Genomic DNA, 18,395 nt, shown 5'->3' with positions numbered 1-18,395 from the left:
GGAGTAATCATGAAAGTACGCGGATTAGCAGCGTTAACCCCCAAAGCAGCTCTCACACCATATGAGTTTGAACGCCGTGAGTTGGGTGCCCATGATGTAGCTCTAGACATCGCCTATGCGGGCATTTGCCACTCAGATATTCACCAGGTCCGAGAAGAGTGGGGTCCTGCAATATTTCCGATGGTGCCCGGGCATGAAATTGCCGGAACAGTAAGTGCCATTGGTAGCGCGGTAACAAAGTTTAAAGTTGGAGATCCAATAGGCGTTGGAGTTTTCATTGATTCTTGCCGCAAGTGTGCAAGCTGCTTAGAAGGACTTCAACAGTATTGCGAAGAAGGAATGACTGGAACATATAACACTATGGAGCGCGACGGAAAGACAGTTGCACTAGGTGGGTATTCAAATCTCTTCGTTATTAATGAGGATTATGCAGTTCATATTCCTAGCAATCTTTCACTCGACGGTGTCGCCCCATTGCTGTGTGCTGGAATCACTTTGTATTCCCCGCTTCGCAAATGGAATACAGGTGCAGGCAGCAAAGTAGCTGTTATGGGTCTGGGCGGTCTTGGTCACATGGGCGTTAAATTTGCCGTTGCGATGGGTGCTGAAGTCACTGTTCTCTCGCATTCACCTTCAAAGAAAGCTGATGCGTTAGCGATGGGTGCAAAGCACTTCATCGACACAAGTGTCCCCGGAGCACTCAAGCCCCTATATAAATCCTTTGATCTAGTTCTCAACACCGTTAGTGCCTTTTTAGATATTAATGAATACCTAGATCTTCTAAAACTGGATGCGACTCTGGTTGTCATTGGACTGCCAGGAAAGCCTTACGAGGTTAATGCCGGCTCCTTGCTCAATGGTCGTAGGCGTATTGCCGGATCAATGATTGGTGGCATTCCAGAGATGCAAGAAATGTTGGATTTTTGTGGAAAGCATTCGATAGTCAGTGATATCGAAGTCATTGATGCTTCGTATGCAGACAAAGCCTATGAGCGCACCATTGCTAGCGATGTTAAATACCGCTTTGTTATTGATGCATCAACTTTCTAGATAAAAGAATGCACCAGCATTGCTAGTAGCGGTGCTATGGCCAGCGCCGGTAACAGGTTGCCGACTGCCACTTGTTTGATGTTAAGAAGTCGCAGACCAATACCGATAAGCAGCACTCCTCCAACGATTGTCATCGCATCAACTTGGTATCCCGAAAGGATTTCCCCAAGAGCCAAACCGATAATTGTCCAGAATCCTTGATACAAAGCAACAGGGATAGCAGCTACCGCTACTCCCCAACCAAGTGATGATGCAAAAGCCATCGCAGCAAAGAAGTCGAGTGTGCTTTTTAGCAAAAGTTGATCAATTCCGTTAGACATTCCATCACTAATACTTCCAAGAATGGCCAGTGGACCAATTGCGAAGAGTAAGGATGCAGTAACAAAGCCCTCAACGAAAGGACTCTCTTTGGAGGCTTTGAACTTTCTGCGCAAGTTCTCCCCTAAGTGATCTAATCGATCCTCTAAACCAAGTGCAGAACCGATTAACCCACCAAAGATGAGTGAACCAAGCACAACGAGCAATGGCCAACCAGTTGGTAGTGATTCGACATAACGCGCAGACCACAGTGGAATGAGCGCTGAAGCTGCACCTAGAAGTGTTGCTAGGCCTAGGACATCGGTGAGGAGAGTTCTTGTTTTGCGACTGAGTCGATGTCCGACAAATATTCCAAGACCTGCTCCACCAATGATTGCGAGAACATTGATGAGCGTGCCGATTCCTGGAAACATTGTTGAAGAATAGCCTGATGCGCCGCAACTGATTGCACTAGACTCCCCCAATGTCATCAAATGCATTCATGGAGTTTCTTCGCCCTCACCGAACTGTGCCTATTACTCCATGGACAGCGCAGTCAAAATGGGATCTAGGTGTTAGTCGTGTCTTAATCCTCTGGGTTGGTCTTTTCATCTTCGGTCTTGGTGATGCATTTGTTATTCAAAGCAATATTGGAAATGGTCCTTGGTCGGTATTAGCACAGGGAATTTCTAAAAATCTAGATATCACTATGGGCTGGTCGACTTTTGGAATCAGCGCACTTGTTTTACTCGCTTGGATTCCTCTTCGAGAAAGACCAGGCTTTGGAACAATTTCAAACATAGTAATCATCGCCCTGGCTATTGAAATTGGTGTTACATATATTCCACTCCAGGAAAATTACTTAATTGGAATCCTCTACACATTGCTAGGAATTGCGATGGTCGGAGCAGCTTCGGCCATCTACATCACATGCGGCCTAGGCCCTGGCCCACGAGATGGCCTAATGACTGGAATCCACTTCAAGACCGGGATCCGAGTGGGTCGCGTGCGCTTGGCTATTGAAAGTACGGTCTTTGCCCTTGGATGGCTGCTTGGTGGCACCGTTGGGCTCGGAACACTCCTCTTTGCAGGCTTAATCGGGCAATCAATTGCCGTTGCCCTGGGTGTTGTTTCCCGACTTACGAGCAAGTAACTACTACCCTCAAAGTATTCCCTCGGCGTGCGTTGGCCGTTTACTTCGCACGGGGTCGCAAACACCCCCGTTAACAAAATTAGAAAGGCGTTACTAATGCTGGATTCCTATTTTAAAATCTCAGAACGCGGCTCATCTGTAGCCCAGGAGGTTCGAGGCGGACTCGTAACTTTCTTCACGATGGCCTACATCGTGGCTCTTAACCCATTGATCCTTGCGACAACAGATGGCGCTGGGCAGTTCATTGGTGGCGGCGACAGAACTAATGCAATCATCATTGTCGCTGCAGGCACGGCACTTGTTGCTGGAATTCTTACCATGCTTATGGGAGCCATCGCTAACTTCCCGTTAGCTTTAGCTACTGGTTTAGGTCTCAACACTTTCGTAGCGGTTTCAATAGCCAAAAACTCAACGTGGGAACAAGCGATGGGATTGGTGTTAATCGAGGGAGTTTTGATTCTCATACTCGTGCTCACAGGCTTCCGAGTAGCTGTCTTCAAGGCAATTCCAACATCGCTTAAAGTTGCAATCTCTGTTGGTATCGGTCTTTTCATCGCATTAATCGGTCTAGTCGATGCCGGTTTCGTGCGTAGAACACCAAACGTTGTCTGGGGTAGCACCAACTCAAAGCCATCAGCTGTTCCACTAGAACTTGGTGATGGCGGACAACTTGTTGGATGGCCGATTGTAGTCTTCGCCTTTGGCTTGTTCCTCACAATTATTCTCATGATTAAGAAGATCAAGGGATCTATTCTTATTGGAATCGTGACTTCAACCCTGGTAGCAATTGTGGTTGAAGCACAGTTCAAGGTCGGTAACAGCTTCCTCAGTCCGACAGAATCCAACGCTCGTGGATGGGCATTGAATAATCCAGTCCTTCCTAAAGACGCAGATGGCAACCTTAATCTGACTGACTCCCCACGCTTTGACACTCTCGGTATAGGTTTCAACGATATTTTCGGTGCGTTCACAAATCCGAAAACTGGTTTCCTAGCTGCGCTACTTCTTGTATTCACATTGCTACTCGCCGACTTCTTCGACACGATGGGAACGATGACCGCCATTGGAAATCAGGCTGGACTAGTTGATCGTGAGGGCAATATTGAAGGCGCTAACAAGATCCTTATTGTGGATTCAATAGCCGCTGCTGCTGGTGGTGCCGCTGGTGTTTCTTCAAACACTAGTTACATCGAATCAGCGACAGGTGTGGGTGAAGGTGCACGTACAGGCCTTGCATCCATTGTGACTGGAATAGCATTCCTGCTCACAACTTTCCTTGCGCCACTTGTCGCGATAATCCCTTACGAAGCAGCTACCCCAGCTTTGCTCGTAGTTGGATTCCTGATGATGAGTCAAGTAAAGAACATTGACTGGGATGATTTGGGCATTGGTATCCCAGCATTCCTAACAATCATCTTGATGCCATTCTCCTACAACATCTCTGTAGGTATCGGCGCAGGGTTTGTTACTCACGTTGTAATCCGCGTAGTTCAGGGTCGTGCAAAAGAAGTGCATCCTCTGCTACTACTTGTATCCGGATTATTCATGGTTTATTTCCTATCCTCACCAATTAATTCTTGGATCGGATAAAACCACAGTAAGTTTGCCACTAAGGCCCCGTAGAGAAATCTGCGGGGCTTTAGTTTTTCTTACCAGATAACTTCTCTCTTGCCGCTCTGACGAAGTAGTTCGTTGGTCTTTGAAAAAGGCGCTGACCCAAAGAATCCTCTGTATGCCGATAACGGACTTGGATGCGCCGAAGATATAGAGAGTTTGGGATCAAAGTACTTGGCAAAATGTTGCGCCTTTGATCCCCAAAATATTCCGATAGCTCCAGATTCACCAACTATTTTGGCCGTGGCCTCCGTGAACTCTTGCCAACCATAATTCTCATGGGCAAGAGATTGAGTCGGACGGGTCGTAAGGATCTGATTGAGCAACAAAACGCCCTGATCAGCCCAGCGATGGAGATCTCCATTAGTAGCTGGCGTCACGCCGCAATCATTCTCAAGCTCTTTATAGATATTTCTCAATGACGCGGGAAGAGGTTGCGTGTGTGATGAGACTGAAAAAGCTAAACCGTGCGCATAACCAGGTGTTGGGTATGGATCTTGTCCGAATATTGCGACCCTAATGTCATCCGGTGGCAGTTGATAGGCGGCAAAAATGTTTTCATAAGCCGGAGCAACATCGTTTTTGTCAATCAGTGAATCAATCCTTGTTACTAATGGTTTGTAATCAGCTAAACGCTTTTGCCACTCTGGATGAAGCTGGTCAAAAATCCCCATGGTTTATTGATATGAACGCGCGAAGAATCGTCCCGCGTCTTGAGTTACCGAGATCTTTTCATTAAAGATTGCAGAGATATGTTCTGAGGTGATTACCGCTTCCACCGGACCAGAGACGGCTATCTGACCATCCTTGAGCAACAAAGCATGTGTGGTTCCTATAGGAATCTCCTCAATATGATGCGTAACTAAAATCGTTGCTGGCGCAGTTGGATCTGCTGCAAAATTTGCGAAGCGACGAAGCAAATCTTCTCGCCCTCCAACATCTAACCCCCCAGCGGGTTCATCTAGAAGTAGAAGTTCAGGATCGGCCATCAGAGCCCTTGCAATTTGGGTCCGCTTCTTCTCACCTTCACTCAGTGATCCATAGAGACGATCGCCCAACTCACGGACACCAAAAGTTGTTAGCAAAGCTATAGCTCGAGACTCATCCCATAAATCGTAATCTTCATTCCAACGACCTAAAATCGCATAAGCAGCAGTGAGGACAACATCTTTTACCTTCTCATCACCTGGAATATCTTCGGCAATAGGTGCTCCGCAAATGCCAATACGAGTGCGCAATTCAAAAAGATCTACACGACCCATTTGCTTTCCCAAAACACTTACGCTTCCTTGTGTTGGGAAAATCTTCGTTGCAAGAATCTGCAATAAAGTAGATTTACCCGCACCATTAGGTCCCAAAATGACCCAACGCTCCCCCTGCGTAATTTGGAAATTCAAAGGTCCCAGAATGAGCTTTTCACCACGACGTACCGAAACATCGCTTAATTCAAGAACCGGTGAAGTGGTCATAGAGCAAGAAGATACTGGTTAGAGAGCACCAATGGCCTAAATAATGGCGATTACGCGATGTGATTTTAAGATAATCTTGGCCTCATCATGAGTACTAGCGCAGATGCAGAGCAATACACCGGTCTCATCCTTCTTAGTGGCGTAGACAAGCCTGGTATCACCGCATCCCTCTTTGAGGTACTTTCACCCTTTTCCATAACAATTGTGGATATCGAACAAGTGGTTATCAAAGATCGACTCATCCTCACAGTATTGATCACCCTTAATCCGGCACATGAAGATGCAATAGCTGCTGATTTAGAAACCTGCTCAGCGAGTTTAGATGTGGACATAGCCTCTCTCTTCTCTTACGCAGATAAATCAATGTTGAATATCAAAACAAACCTTGTGCGCATTTCACTTTCCTCCGTGAAGCTTCTTCCTAAGGCTATTGAAGAGCTTGCAGAGGTGATTCATCAGAACGGTGCAAATATTGAAAGTGTTACGCGTCTGGCCTCAAATCCTGTAACAACCATTGAGTTTGTAATCTCTGGGGCTAAGAAAGAGGCTCTCAACCAATCTCTCTCCCCAATTGCATCTAGTAATGGCGCAGAGATAACTGTTCAATAAGCTTCTATAGACGACAAGCGTGGATGTCAGTAACTAGGATTCCATGAGCACCAAGTGCCCACAGTTCATCCATAACATCATTAGTTTCCTTGCGCTTGACCATGGCGCGCACTGCGACCCAATCAGCATTTTGCAGTGGAGAAATGGTTGGTGACTCTAGGCCAGGCGTAATAGCGCAAGCTCTATCAACTAAAGTTTTTGGGATGTCATAGTCCAAAAGAACATACATCCGCGCAGTGACAACACCTTGCAGACGTCGAATCAAAATCTCTAACTCTGCTGGGATTGCGGCATCTTTTCTGGAGATAACAACAGCCTCACTCGTAAGAATGGCATCACCAAATATCTTTAACCCCGCCTGACGAAGTGTGTTACCGGTGCTCACAACATCTGCGATCAAATCTGCAACGCCTAAGCGAACACTGCTTTCAACAGCACCATCTAATCTCACCACATCTGCTTTGATGTTCAACTGGGCCAAGTGGTGATTGACCAGACCTGGATATGCAGTTGCAACGCGTTTTCCTGCAATATCGGAAATCTTCCATTCGCGATCTGCTGGACCTGCGAACCTAAATGTCGATGCACCGAAATTAAGCGAGAGACGTTCCTCGGCACTTGCCGCTGAATCAATCAAGAGATCACGACCAGTGATGCCAGCTTCCAATTCTCCAGAGCCGACGTAGATTGCAATATCTCGGGGGCGAAGGTAGTAAAACTCAACGCTGTTGTCGTTATCAATAAGAACTAAATCGCGACTATCAGTGCGCTGGCGATATCCAGCCTCTTTTAGAATCGCAATAGATTCTTCAGCTAGTGAACCTTTATTTGGGACGGCTATGCGCAACATGTGTGAACTCGATTCGCTTAAAGGTAGGTATAGACATCATCAAGAGTCAGACCGCGCGCTAACATCAATGTTTGCACGTGATAAATCAGCTGACTAATCTCTTCGGCTAAAGCTTCATCACTCTCGTGCTCAGCTGCCAACCACACTTCCCCTGCTTCTTCCAAAATCTTCTTACCGATTGCGTGAACTCCAGCATCTAATGCTGCAACAGTTCCTGAACCACCAGGGCGTTGGAGGGCTTTCTCACTTAACTCAGCCCATAAAGATTCAAAGGTTTTCATGGCCTTAGTTTACTAGAGGGCCTCGTGCCAGCGTTGCCAATTTTTCTCCCACCAATAACGCTTACGAACTAGCCTTCTGTGCAAGTGAACGTAAGGCATTAACCATGTTGGCTGGGTCATCTGAGTTAAAGACCGCGCTTCCTGCGACAAAGGTGTCAGCTCCAGCCTCGACTGCAATTTCGATAGTTTCAAGGGATATTCCACCATCAACTTGCAGCCATATAGGGCGATCACCAATAACTCGGCGAACTGCTCGGACTTTCTCCATCATCTGACTCATAAACTTCTGACCGCCAAAACCGGGTTCGACGGTCATTATTAGAAACATATCTACTAGATCGCTGAATTGTTCGTACTCATCTATCGAAGTGTTTGGCTTAATTGCCAAACCAGAGCGAGCTCCTTGACTTCGGATAGCACGCAGAGTCTTGGCAATATTCTCACTGGCTTCAGCATGAATAGTCACACTTGCGCAACCAATTTCGGCATAACGAGGGCCGATTTCATCAACATTAGAAACCATAAGATGGGCATCAACCCCAATAGGACAACCCTTAATGATTTCGCTGGCGTTTTCAAAATCAAAAGTGAAGTTTGGGACGAAAATATTGTCCATCACATCTAGATGTATAAGATCTGAGACACTTGCAATCTTTGCTATCTCTTGATCTAAGTGATCAAAATCAGCGTTGAGAATGCTTGGCGTAATCCGAATCTCACGAGTCATATCTCTAGACCTGCGAACCTAAATGTCGATGCACCGAAATTAAGCGAGAGACGTTCCTCGGCACTTGCCGCTGAATCAATCAAGAGATCACGACCAGTGATGCCAGCTTCCAATTCTCCAGAGCCGACGTAGATTGCAATATCTCGGGGGCGAAGGTAGTAAAACTCAACGCTGTTGTCGTTATCAATAAGAACTAAATCGCGACTATCAGTGCGCTGGCGATATCCAGCCTCTTTTAGAATCGCAATAGATTCTTCAGCTAGTGAACCTTTATTTGGGACGGCTATGCGCAACATGTGTGAACTCGATTCGCTTAAAGGTAGGTATAGACATCATCAAGAGTCAGACCGCGCGCTAACATCAATGTTTGCACGTGATAAATCAGCTGACTAATCTCTTCGGCTAAAGCTTCATCACTCTCGTGCTCAGCTGCCAACCACACTTCCCCTGCTTCTTCCAAAATCTTCTTACCGATTGCGTGAACTCCAGCATCTAATGCTGCAACAGTTCCTGAACCACCAGGGCGTTGGAGGGCTTTCTCACTTAACTCAGCCCATAAAGATTCAAAGGTTTTCATGGCCTTAGTTTACTAGAGGGCCTCGTGCCAGCGTTGCCAATTTTTCTCCCACCAATAACGCTTACGAACTAGCCTTCTGTGCAAGTGAACGTAAGGCATTAACCATGTTGGCTGGGTCATCTGAGTTAAAGACCGCGCTTCCTGCGACAAAGGTGTCAGCTCCAGCCTCGACTGCAATTTCGATAGTTTCAAGGGATATTCCACCATCAACTTGCAGCCATATAGGGCGATCACCAATAACTCGGCGAACTGCTCGGACTTTCTCCATCATCTGACTCATAAACTTCTGACCGCCAAAACCGGGTTCGACGGTCATTATTAGAAACATATCTACTAGATCGCTGAATTGTTCGTACTCATCTATCGAAGTGTTTGGCTTAATTGCCAAACCAGAGCGAGCTCCTTGACTTCGGATAGCACGCAGAGTCTTGGCAATATTCTCACTGGCTTCAGCATGAATAGTCACACTTGCGCAACCAATTTCGGCATAACGAGGGCCGATTTCATCAACATTAGAAACCATAAGATGGGCATCAACCCCAATAGGACAACCCTTAATGATTTCGCTGGCGTTTTCAAAATCAAAAGTGAAGTTTGGGACGAAAATATTGTCCATCACATCTAGATGTATAAGATCTGAGACACTTGCAATCTTTGCTATCTCTTGATCTAAGTGATCAAAATCAGCGTTGAGAATGCTTGGCGTAATCCGAATCTCACGAGTCATATCTCTAGCCTAACTGCCATGGTGCTACTTCTTACGTAGCAAAGCCAGAAACATCGCATCCGTGCCGTGTTTATGGGTCCAGAGAGACATTGATTTGCCACGAACGGCGTCCTGCAAGTTAGCCGGCAGAAACTCACCAATATCTAACTGCTCTAACTCTGGATGCTTCTTCAAAATGTCTAAAACCTGCACCGTTGTTTCGGCCAAGTGGGGTGAACATGTTGCATAGCCCAAGATCGCCCCAGGATTTAAAACAGCTACCGCTGCATCTATCAGTTCTCTCTGCAACGAGGTGAGTTCACGAAGATCACTGAGAGTTCTTCGCCATCTGACTTCAGGGCGACGGCGCAAGGCTCCCAAACCCGTGCAGGGAGCATCAATAATCACCGCATCAAATCTCTGATCGTGAGTAGCGATCTCGCGGCCATCACCACACCAAACAGTTGCTCCATGCACGACTTTCCTCACAAGATCTGCACGAGGCTCTGAAACTTCATTTGCAGTGAAATCGATTCCTCGCTCTTTAGCAATACTTGAAAGAAGTGCCGCTTTTCCTCCAGGTCCAGCACACAGATCTAGCCACGCCTTACCAGTTGCTGCCGCGGCAAAAACAGTGGCAACTAATTGCGAACCTTCATCCTGCACACCAGCCAAACGATGCTTGATCAAATCTAGATTTCCTGGATTACCCTTAAGTCGAGCGCCTAGCTGGGAGTAAAACGTAGGTTCTGCGCCAAGTGCCACTAACTCTTCTTGAGTCGAATAGCCAGGCCAGGAAACTAACGTTGGAAGTGCAGGGACATTATTTGTTGCAAGCTCTGCCTCAACTGCTTGCCAATCCTTCAATAAATCAAAGTAGGCAGAAATAATCCAGTGCGGATGTGAGTATTGGATTGATAATCGTTCTACTGTGTCATTAATCTGTCCAAGAGGTGCAAACCATTCTTCATAGCTCTTGCGAGTCACTGAGCGAAGGAGTGCATTGACAAAACTGGCTTTTGACTCCCCCAGACGTTTACGTGCTACTTCAACTGTTGCAGAAACTGCAGCATGATCTGGAATACGAAGCTCATGAATCTGATGAACACCCATGCGTGCAACATCCACAATTCCTGGATCTACTTCTATCCAAGGTCGATCTGATATTTGGGCCAGTATCCAGTCATGCTTTCCCTGCATGCGCAATGTTCCATACACAAGTTCGGTAACTAGATTGCGATCTCGATCTTCCAATGATGAAGCGTTAAGAGCTGCCGGAAGCAAGAGATTTGAGTAACCATCATTGCGATTAACTTCGGTGATGAGATCAAATGCCAACAGACGAACTGCGTCTGGTTTAGGAGCCTTGAATGTGTTGCGTCTAGCCTCAACCACAGCGTTCTGCGTCCTCAAAGCGAGCTCCGCGCGACCAATCTAACGCTGACATCTCTTTCTTACCTGCCGGAGTTACTCTCTCCAAAACAATCGCTGTATCAAGAGTTCCAATAACACAATCACTCCCAACAATTCGCAGCTCTCCTGGCTGTAAATCTGGCACTACATTCGAAACTCTTGCCGAAGAAATCTTGAGTGGCTGCCCACGAAACACTGTCCATGCTTGAGGTTGCGGATAGAAAGCGCGAATTTTATTGACTAAAGAATGCGCCGGTGAACTCCAGTTTAACTGTGCTTCATTACGAGATATTTTTGCAGCAAGGCTCGACAATCCAGTTTGTGGAGTAGGTCTCGTACCTTTTTCAATTGCTACCAAAGCTTGTTTGAGTGCATCAACTCCAACATGTGAGAGCTTGTCCAACAATTCAAAGCTGCGCATTGTGGGGTCGATGGGTGTTGTGATTGACGTGTAGATAGGGCCGGTGTCCATTCCAGGATCAAGTGCAAATACAGTGACTCCGCTTTGTGTTTCACCAGCCTCAATAGCTCTTTGAACTGGTGCTGCTCCTCGATACTTGGGTAAAAGTGAGAAATGTAGATTGATGCAACCAAACTTTGGTATGGATATGGTTGCAGAAGGCAGAATGCGTCCGTAACCGATAGTGATCAACAAATCTACATCGGCAATCGCTGATTCAATTTCTTCAATATTTGCTGGTCTCACCAAATCGATTGATTTGGCTATTGCCCACTGACTAACTGAAGAAGCGTGCAGTTCCTGCCCACGTCCTGAGGGCTTATCAGGTTGGCTAATGACTCTTACTAAATCGTGTTCGCTTGTTTGTAACCAATGAAGAGTTGGCAGTGCAACTTCGGGCGTAGCGGCTACCGCTAGACGCATTAAGTGTTCCGTCCGAAAACAGAGTGCGGTGATGTTTTAATAGTTGGTGTGTTTCCAGATTCGCTCTGCGCATTGAACCATTCGGATTCGCGAATCTCTCGCATGGCTAGCTTGCGATCCTCCGGTGAAAGACGATCAATGAAGAGAATTCCATCAAGATGATCGGTCTCATGCTGCAGCGCCCGTGCTAGAAATTCAGTCCCCTCGATGACAACTGGTTCTCCAAACATATTAAAGCCTCTGGCAACTGCGTTCATAGCTCGCTTCGCGTCATAGCGAAGTTCAGGAAATGACAGGCAACCCTCTTCTCCATCTTGGATTTCTTCACCAAGAGTGAGTGTTGGATTGATCAAATGACCTAAAACGTCGTCAACATGCCACGTAAAGACTCTCAACGGAACGCCAATTTGTGGGGCAGCAAGGCCTGCTCCAGGAGCTTCAAGCATTGTGTCAGTCAAATCTGCAACTAGCTTTCGCAGCTCTTTATCAAAGTCGACTACAGGTGATGCCGGAGTTAACAACACCGGATCACCGAATAAACGAATCTCTTGAATCGACATGGATGAAGTCTATCAAAAATACTAAAGTGAATATGGATCTATTCGAAGGCTGGAATCACTCTTCTTAGCGATACTTCTGCGTCGCATTAACTCATGTAGAAATGCTGTCAGAGCAGTCCTAGAGTCCGATGAAGAAAGAACCACTATCTTGCTTGATTGGCTATCAATCTTGGTTGGACCCAATACACGAGTATCACTGGCCAAGCGTGCATCCGAAATGGCTTTGTTTATTCCACTGACGAGCGGGCTTGCTTGCGCCGTTGGAAGAATCATCACAGCACTATTAACAGATGGTGGAAAAGAAATCTCAGCTCGCTGGGCTAATTCTCGCTTCAAAATTGCAGATGGATTCCAACGAATCAGACTAGAAACTATCGGGTGAGAATCATCAATTGCTAGAAGAACTACTCCCCCTTTCTTTACTGATCCTGCTACTTCAAAGAAGAGTTCATTTGCTCGCTCATTTGCTCGTAAATCATCGTGGCTAAAATAGGAAAGACCTTCCAGAACTATAACTGCGCTGTAGCCACCGTTTACTTGCGGTATCGCACCAGGAGTTGCCAGAACTATGCATGGTTTGCTCTCAACATGGTCCTTAATGACATCGCCAAAGGATAAAACTATGGCTGTATTTGGAAAAGCGCGTGCAATCTCTTCTTGGGCTCTTTCAATTCCTCGAGAGACAACGAACTTCTTATCTCGCGCACAGAAACTGCATTTCCAATGCTTAGTCAGGGTTCCACAGATACGACAAGCTGGATCGGCGTTCTTGCTGGTGAGATGTAGTCGACCACCACAGGCACATAGGGCAACATTTTTGCAATGCGCACACAGAATCCCATTGGCGTAGCCCTTGCGAGGTAATAAGAATAAAACTGGGCCTTGCGAGATGTTCGAGCGAATGTCTGAAAAGATTCGTCCAGGCAAGAGCGAAGAATCAACTGGTGTGAAGGCCTTCACCGAAACCTTTGCACTTGAATTGAAGTAGGAAATTCTCTTCGTATCTATGAGTGCAGCTACATCTAGAGACGGGACAAATCCACACAGAATCACTCGAGCAGAATCTATTGACTTTCGCATGATTGCGACATCGCGCGCATTCCATGCAGGTGAGCGAACCTCATATAGATCCGGTGAAGATTCCTTAAAAACTATGATGGTGGATGCTGACGGTAACGGGGCGAAGACAGCGCTCCTTGAACCAATAACGATCTGATGTTGTTCCTGCATAGATTGCAAGAAATTCGCATATCTCTCATTGCGTGAAAGTCCACTATCAATACGCACAACGGGTGCAGTTGAAGCTTGAAGATGGGCGCAGATGGCTATGATGTCACGCTCATCCGGCGCAACAATTAACACTGATCCCTTGCGGATCGAATCAAGTGCTATGGATGCAACTTGTCCATGTGCTGAAATATGCGGCTCGAAAGCCCGAAAACAAACATCAGATTGGTTGCTAGATATAGCACTCCTTAATGCAGTTGGTGCAAAAGCTTTATCGACGGCTGCGACTCTAGGTGGGATAGCACTTCTAATCACATCCCAAGGATTTGTGGCCCACCTTTGGGCAGTTTGAGCTATCAGTTCGAGGGATTTCGGTGTGGCAACTAGATGATGAGAAAGAACTCTAGTTATCGATTTAAGCCCGCTGATAACGCTAGGCGCAACGACACGTTCGATGACAAGGCCCTCTACTTCACGGTTTCCAAATGGAACTTGTACGCGCACACCAGTTTTCACTATTTCAGAGAATTTCTCCGGGACCTCATAGTCATAAGGTGTATCTAAATGAAACACACCTGTATCAACATAGATGCGGGCATAGGGTAATTCCGTTGCGACAGGTCCCTCTGGTGCAGGTGCTAGCTGAGACTTGAGTCTAAACAGCCGTGGCGTTGCCACAGTGATTACTTAATTGCGTTTTGTAGCTCTGAAACGCGATTAGTGCGTTCCCAAGCAAACTCTGGAAGTTCACGGCCAAAGTGACCATAGGCACTGGTGAGAGAATAGATAGGACGAAGCAGATCTAGATCGCGAATAATCGCTGCTGGTCGAAGATCAAAGACAGTCGTTACCGCGCTTTGAATCTTTGCAACTGGAACTGTCTCTGTTCCAAAAGTTTCAACAAAGACTCCCACAGGCTGTGCCTTACCAATTGCATAGGCAACCTGTACTTCACAACGACGAGCCAGGCCGGCTGCAACAACGTTCTTTGCAACCCAGCGCATTGCATAAGCTGCAGAGCGATCCACCTTTGATGGGTCTTTTCCACTAAATGCGCCTCCGCCGTGACGGGCCATTCCACCGTATGTATCAACGATAATTTTGCGCCCAGTTAATCCGGCATCTCCCATTGGACCACCGATTACAAAGCGTCCTGTTGGGTTAATCAATGTGCGCAAATCTTTGCGAGGTAGATCTATCGTTGCAAGAATTGGGTCGATTACATGCTCAATAATTTCAGGAGTGAGCTTCTTTGGCACATCTACTTCTTCAGCGTGCTGACTTGAGATAACCACTGTATTGAGTGCAACTGCGCGGTCCCCGTCATATTCAATGGTGACTTGAGTCTTTCCATCAGGGCGAAGATATGGAAGCAATCCAGATTTGCGAACCTTAGTTAACTGCTGCGCTAGTGCATGAGCCAACCAAATGGGAAGTGGCATTAACTCTTTTGTGTCATCGCAGGCATAGCCAAACATCAAACCTTGATCTCCTGCGCCTTGTAGGTCTAGAGGATCAACTTGTGAGCCAACGCGATGTTCATAGGCATCATCAATGCCTTGTGCGATGTCTTGAGACTGCTGGCCGATTGAGATTGAAACACCGCAGCTATTTCCATCAAAGCCCTTATCAGATGAGTCATAGCCAATATTTAAAACAGTATCGCGAACAATGCCCATAACATCGGCGTAACCATCAGTTGTAACTTCACCAGCGACGTGGACCTGTCCAGTAGTGATGAGCGTTTCAACTGCTACACGGGACTTTTTGTCTTGTGAGAGTAACGAGTCCAATACCGCATCAGAGATTGCATCGGCAATCTTGTCTGGGTGGCCTTCTGTTACTGATTCAGATGTAAATAGACGTTGTGACATTGTCCTAACCTAACTGCTCAAGGGCGTAATCAAGTAGATGATGGGCAAGCGTGTCTTTAGATTGTCGTGCAATAGGGACTAAATCCCCGTTACGAAGCACAATAGTACCTTCTGTTTCATCCTGACCAAAAATGGCTCCCCCAGTGACATCGTTAACGTAAATCAGGTCCAAACCCTTGGAGACGAGTTTAGATTGTGCAGATGCAATGAGTTCGCTTGTTTGGGCAGCAAATCCAACCATCACTTGCTTTGTCTTCTTAGCTGACAAGGTGGCCAAGAGATCAGGGTTAACTTGCAAATCTATAGAGGTGAAATCACTCTTATTTATCTTCTCACTTGAACTATTCATCGGCCTAGCATCTGCAACGGCTGCACTCATCACCAAGATATCTGTGTCAGAGAAGTTTTTCTCTAACTCAGCGAGCATTTGCTGCGCACTTTCAATATGTGTAGTTACTACGCCATCACAATCAGGCATATCAACATTTGCCGCAATCAGGTGAACGCTTGCTCCGCGAGCAGCAGCTGCTTTGGCTATTGCCACACCCTGTTTGCCAGATGATCTGTTTCCAATAAATCGCACTGGATCAATTGCCTCGCGAGTTCCACCAGCTGTAACTAATACTTTCTTGCCAACAAGATCTCGCTTTATTCCGCTCATGGCAAAAAACTCATCGATGATCTTTTGTGTTTGAGGGAAGCGGCCTTGACCAGAGTCAGAACCAGTGAGTCGACCAACTTCTGGCTCCATCACTACAAAGCCACGAGCGCGCAGCGTTGAAACATTTGCAACCGTAGCTGGATCTAGCCACATTGATGGGTGCATGGCAGGTACAACTAATTTTGGAACCGCACTTGCCAGAACAAGATTAGTGAGTAAATCATCGGCTCTGCCCATCGCTAAGCGTGCAATCAGATCTGCCGTTGCTGGAGCAATAATGAAGAAGTCAGCTAACTTGGCTAGTGAAATATGACGCACTTGATCTACGTCTTCCCATACTTGAGTTGTAACAGGACGGCCAGAAAGCGCCTGCCACGTGGCAGCGCCAACAAAATTGAGTGAATTGGGAGTTGGAACTACAGTAATTGCAAAGCCGTTATCTTGAAGGCGGCGCAAAAGATCAGCAGATTTATATGCAGCAATTCCACCACCGATACCGAGGATAACCTCGCGGTTAGTGGCGCTCATAGAGTTAGTGCTTAAGCTGTTGGTTCTAGATTTTCAATCGTGAGCAAGCCTTCATTGATCTCGCGAAGTGCGATTGATAATGGCTTCTCATGAACATGTGTCTCAACTAGTGGTCCGACGTACTCAAGAAGACCCTCACCTAGTTGTGAGTAATAAGCATTGATCTGACGAGCGCGCTTAGCTGCATACAAAACTAAACTGTACTTAGAACCGCTCTTATCTAGAAGTTCATCGATAGGTGGATTTGTAATGCCATCCATGTTTATACCCCGCTCAGATCTAGTGTGCTGTGAGAATCCGTTTGCGGACTCAAGAGGCCAATGCTACCAGTTGGGCAACCACCCGCTCGACGGCATCATTTACGATGACATGGTCGAAAAATGAGGCTGCTGCAAGCTCTTCTTGGGCCAATTGCAACCTGTGAGCCCTTCTCTCAGGATCATCTGTTCCACGACCTTCAAGACGAGCCACCAACTCTTCCCATGAGGGTGGTTCTAGGAATACAAGAATTGCTTGAGGTAGATGAGCTTTGACTTGCTTAGCTCCATCAATTTCGATCTCTAACAAAACGTTTTCACCGCGTAAGAGCGCATCCTGTACTTCAACACTCGGTGTGCCATATCGATTTCCAGCAAACTCTGCCCATTCCAAAAATTCATCTTCTTTGATTTTGCGATCAAATTCATCGTTAGAAATAAAGAAGTAATCAATTCCATTGAGTTCATTGTTTCTTGGTTGTCTAGTTGTTGCAGAAACACTGACCCAAAAATCACCTGATTTGCGCAACAGCGCTGCAATCGTACTTTTGCCCACTCCCCCTGGACCCGAGAGCACAATGAGTTTTCCAGGTCGAACTGCGTGAGTATTTTTCATAAATTCGCTACGCAGTTCCTTAATTTGATGGCGACCAAGTCCTGCAATTCTACGCGTTGGCGAGATGTTTAATCTCTCCATAAGGCTCTGTGCTCGAACCTTTCCAACACCAGAAAGAGCCTCCAATAGTTCTCTCACGCGCATTTTTGCGACCGCATCATCGGTGTTCGCCAACTCCAAAACGGTATCGATTGTGTAGTCACCAGATTTGATCTTGGATTTAACCTCTGCTCGTCGCTTTCTAGAAACTGCAGCCTTGGCTAATGCATCAGCGCGCTGCTGCGGCGTAAGTACTGGAGGTGCTCCCATGCGCTAACCCTAACTGCATGTGAAGTTAATTGAGAATCTGCTCAGCCAGCTCAATTGCTCGCTCACGCATGGCTTGGGCTCCATTTGCAAAACTCTGCGTGATTGGGCGGCCAATGACAACGTAATTTGCGCCTCGATCGATAGCTTCGCGTGGCGTCATAGTTCGTGCTTGATCATCAGCGCCCGAAGAATCTGCCGGTCTAACTCCCGGAGTGATGATTGTTATCTCTTGTCCCACATTCTGACGAATAGCCAGGATTTCAAGAGGTGAACACACAATCGCTCGGGCGCCACCAGCCACCGCAATCTTTGCTAAGCCAACGGCAGAATCAAGTGCATGAGACTTAAAGCCGATATCAGCTACGTCTTTCTCCGACAGAGAAGTCAAGATTGTTACACCCGTTATGTGAGTTGAAGGCATGGCATCTGTAGCTGCCTGCACCATCGCACTGCCACCGGCTGCATGCACGGTTAGAAACCTAGGACGTAAAGTTGAAACAGCCCTTGCTGCACCTGCAACTGTGTGTGGAATATCGTGGAGCTTTAAATCTAAGAAAATATCGGTATTACAACTATCTGCAATGGCCTTGATGCCTTCATTTCCAAATGTTGTGTAGAACTCAAGACCTAACTTAACTACTGAGATAACACCATCAGTTGCACCAACCCAAGCCTTAGCAACCTCTAAATCATTCGTGTCAACGGCTAGAACTATGGGAGCTGGTTTATTCATC

21 protein-coding genes and 1 pseudogene are annotated in these 18,395 nt (G+C 46.6%); 4 read left to right on the top strand and 18 right to left on the bottom strand.

Annotation, left to right across the window (positions count from 1 at the left end; genetic code table 11):
- Nucleotides 1-9 precede the first annotated feature (9 nt).
- Nucleotides 10-1,050 carry an NAD(P)-dependent alcohol dehydrogenase gene (locus A7sIIA15_RS03600; protein WP_095685825.1) on the top strand — a complete coding sequence of 347 codons (1,041 nt, stop codon included), beginning with the start codon at nt 10-12 and terminating at the stop codon, nt 1,048-1,050.
- On the opposite strand, the gene A7sIIA15_RS03595 is transcribed toward A7sIIA15_RS03600, so the two are convergent.
- A complete protein-coding gene (locus A7sIIA15_RS03595; RefSeq protein ID WP_095686442.1) occupies nt 1,047-1,781 on the bottom strand; it encodes a DUF554 domain-containing protein in 735 nt (244 codons plus the stop codon). The genes A7sIIA15_RS03600 and A7sIIA15_RS03595 overlap by 4 nt on opposite strands.
- A 50-nt stretch (nt 1,782-1,831) precedes the next feature.
- Between A7sIIA15_RS03595 and yczE the strand changes: the two genes are divergently transcribed.
- Both yczE and A7sIIA15_RS03585 read left to right on the top strand, forming a co-directional pair.
- On the top strand, nt 1,832-2,500 hold the full coding sequence (yczE, locus tag A7sIIA15_RS03590; protein ID WP_095685824.1) for a membrane protein YczE: 669 nt from the start codon (nt 1,832-1,834) through the stop codon (nt 2,498-2,500).
- Between the two features lie 96 nt (nt 2,501-2,596).
- The gene (locus A7sIIA15_RS03585; protein ID WP_095685823.1) at nt 2,597-4,090 is read left to right on the top strand and encodes an NCS2 family permease; all 1,494 of its coding nucleotides are present in this window, start codon (nt 2,597-2,599) and stop codon (nt 4,088-4,090) included.
- 59 nt (nt 4,091-4,149) lie between these two features.
- Here the strand turns inward: A7sIIA15_RS03585 and A7sIIA15_RS03580 are convergent, their stop codons facing one another.
- A complete protein-coding gene (locus A7sIIA15_RS03580; protein ID WP_095685822.1) occupies nt 4,150-4,788 on the bottom strand; it encodes a uracil-DNA glycosylase in 639 nt (212 codons plus the stop codon).
- Nucleotides 4,789-4,791: 3 nt separating this feature from the next.
- Nucleotides 4,792-5,583: an ABC transporter ATP-binding protein gene (locus A7sIIA15_RS03575; protein WP_095685821.1), complete on the bottom strand. Its 792-nt coding sequence runs from the start codon at nt 5,581-5,583 to the stop codon at nt 4,792-4,794.
- An 87-nt stretch (nt 5,584-5,670) separates the two neighbouring features.
- On the opposite strand from A7sIIA15_RS03575, the gene A7sIIA15_RS03570 reads away from it, so the two are divergent.
- Complete coding sequence (locus A7sIIA15_RS03570) at nt 5,671-6,192, top strand: ACT domain-containing protein (RefSeq protein ID WP_095685820.1); 522 nt, start codon at nt 5,671-5,673, stop codon at nt 6,190-6,192.
- Between the two features lie 4 nt (nt 6,193-6,196).
- On the opposite strand, the gene hisG (A7sIIA15_RS03565) is transcribed toward A7sIIA15_RS03570, so the two are convergent.
- The 15 genes and pseudogenes from hisG (A7sIIA15_RS03565) to pyrF form a co-directional block, all read right to left on the bottom strand.
- A complete protein-coding gene (gene hisG, locus A7sIIA15_RS03565) occupies nt 6,197-7,042 on the bottom strand; it encodes an ATP phosphoribosyltransferase (RefSeq protein WP_095685819.1) in 846 nt (281 codons plus the stop codon).
- Between the two features lie 17 nt (nt 7,043-7,059).
- Complete coding sequence (locus A7sIIA15_RS03560) at nt 7,060-7,323, bottom strand: phosphoribosyl-ATP diphosphatase (RefSeq protein ID WP_095685818.1); 264 nt, start codon at nt 7,321-7,323, stop codon at nt 7,060-7,062.
- 61 nt (nt 7,324-7,384) lie between these two features.
- Nucleotides 7,385-8,050, bottom strand: coding sequence for a ribulose-phosphate 3-epimerase (gene rpe / locus A7sIIA15_RS03555; protein WP_095685817.1), 666 nt, complete (start codon nt 8,048-8,050; stop codon nt 7,385-7,387).
- Between the two features lie 8 nt (nt 8,051-8,058).
- Nucleotides 8,059-8,346, bottom strand: a pseudogene (gene hisG, locus A7sIIA15_RS03550) (ATP phosphoribosyltransferase); the annotation flags it as partial.
- A 17-nt stretch (nt 8,347-8,363) separates the two neighbouring features.
- Nucleotides 8,364-8,627: a phosphoribosyl-ATP diphosphatase gene (locus tag A7sIIA15_RS03545; RefSeq protein ID WP_095685818.1), complete on the bottom strand. Its 264-nt coding sequence runs from the start codon at nt 8,625-8,627 to the stop codon at nt 8,364-8,366.
- Between the two features lie 61 nt (nt 8,628-8,688).
- Nucleotides 8,689-9,354 carry a ribulose-phosphate 3-epimerase gene (gene rpe, locus A7sIIA15_RS03540; RefSeq protein WP_095685817.1) on the bottom strand — a complete coding sequence of 222 codons (666 nt, stop codon included), beginning with the start codon at nt 9,352-9,354 and terminating at the stop codon, nt 8,689-8,691.
- Nucleotides 9,355-9,378: 24 nt separating this feature from the next.
- Nucleotides 9,379-10,728 (bottom strand): transcription antitermination factor NusB, encoded by a 1,350-nt coding sequence (locus tag A7sIIA15_RS03535; protein ID WP_095685816.1) that lies wholly within the window; start codon nt 10,726-10,728, stop codon nt 9,379-9,381.
- Nucleotides 10,721-11,629 carry a methionyl-tRNA formyltransferase gene (gene fmt, locus A7sIIA15_RS03530; protein WP_095685815.1) on the bottom strand — a complete coding sequence of 303 codons (909 nt, stop codon included), beginning with the start codon at nt 11,627-11,629 and terminating at the stop codon, nt 10,721-10,723. The genes A7sIIA15_RS03535 and fmt overlap by 8 nt, the downstream gene beginning before the upstream one ends.
- Complete coding sequence (def, locus tag A7sIIA15_RS03525; RefSeq protein WP_095685814.1) at nt 11,629-12,189, bottom strand: peptide deformylase; 561 nt, start codon at nt 12,187-12,189, stop codon at nt 11,629-11,631. Before def ends, fmt begins: the two co-directional genes overlap by 1 nt.
- A gap of 21 nt (nt 12,190-12,210) precedes the next feature.
- Nucleotides 12,211-14,094: a primosomal protein N' family DNA-binding protein gene (locus A7sIIA15_RS03520; RefSeq protein WP_095685813.1), complete on the bottom strand. Its 1,884-nt coding sequence runs from the start codon at nt 14,092-14,094 to the stop codon at nt 12,211-12,213.
- A gap of 5 nt (nt 14,095-14,099) precedes the next feature.
- Complete coding sequence (gene metK / locus A7sIIA15_RS03515) at nt 14,100-15,290, bottom strand: methionine adenosyltransferase (protein WP_095685812.1); 1,191 nt, start codon at nt 15,288-15,290, stop codon at nt 14,100-14,102.
- A gap of 4 nt (nt 15,291-15,294) precedes the next feature.
- On the bottom strand, nt 15,295-16,479 hold the full coding sequence (coaBC, locus tag A7sIIA15_RS03510) for a bifunctional phosphopantothenoylcysteine decarboxylase/phosphopantothenate--cysteine ligase CoaBC (protein ID WP_095685811.1): 1,185 nt from the start codon (nt 16,477-16,479) through the stop codon (nt 15,295-15,297).
- 11 nt (nt 16,480-16,490) lie between these two features.
- Entirely contained in the window at nt 16,491-16,739 is a 249-nt protein-coding gene (rpoZ, locus tag A7sIIA15_RS03505) for a DNA-directed RNA polymerase subunit omega (protein WP_018207237.1), read from the bottom strand.
- Between the two features lie 49 nt (nt 16,740-16,788).
- Nucleotides 16,789-17,661: a guanylate kinase gene (gene gmk, locus A7sIIA15_RS07185; protein WP_095685810.1), complete on the bottom strand. Its 873-nt coding sequence runs from the start codon at nt 17,659-17,661 to the stop codon at nt 16,789-16,791.
- A 25-nt stretch (nt 17,662-17,686) separates the two neighbouring features.
- Complete coding sequence (gene pyrF / locus A7sIIA15_RS03495; RefSeq protein WP_095685809.1) at nt 17,687-18,394, bottom strand: orotidine-5'-phosphate decarboxylase; 708 nt, start codon at nt 18,392-18,394, stop codon at nt 17,687-17,689.
- Nucleotide 18,395 lies beyond the last annotated feature (1 nt).

The sequence above is a fragment of the Candidatus Planktophila vernalis genome, assembly GCF_002288185.1.
Lineage (GTDB): Bacteria > Actinomycetota > Actinomycetes > Nanopelagicales > Nanopelagicaceae > Planktophila > Planktophila vernalis.
This window is presented reverse-complemented; position numbering and strand designations above follow the sequence as displayed.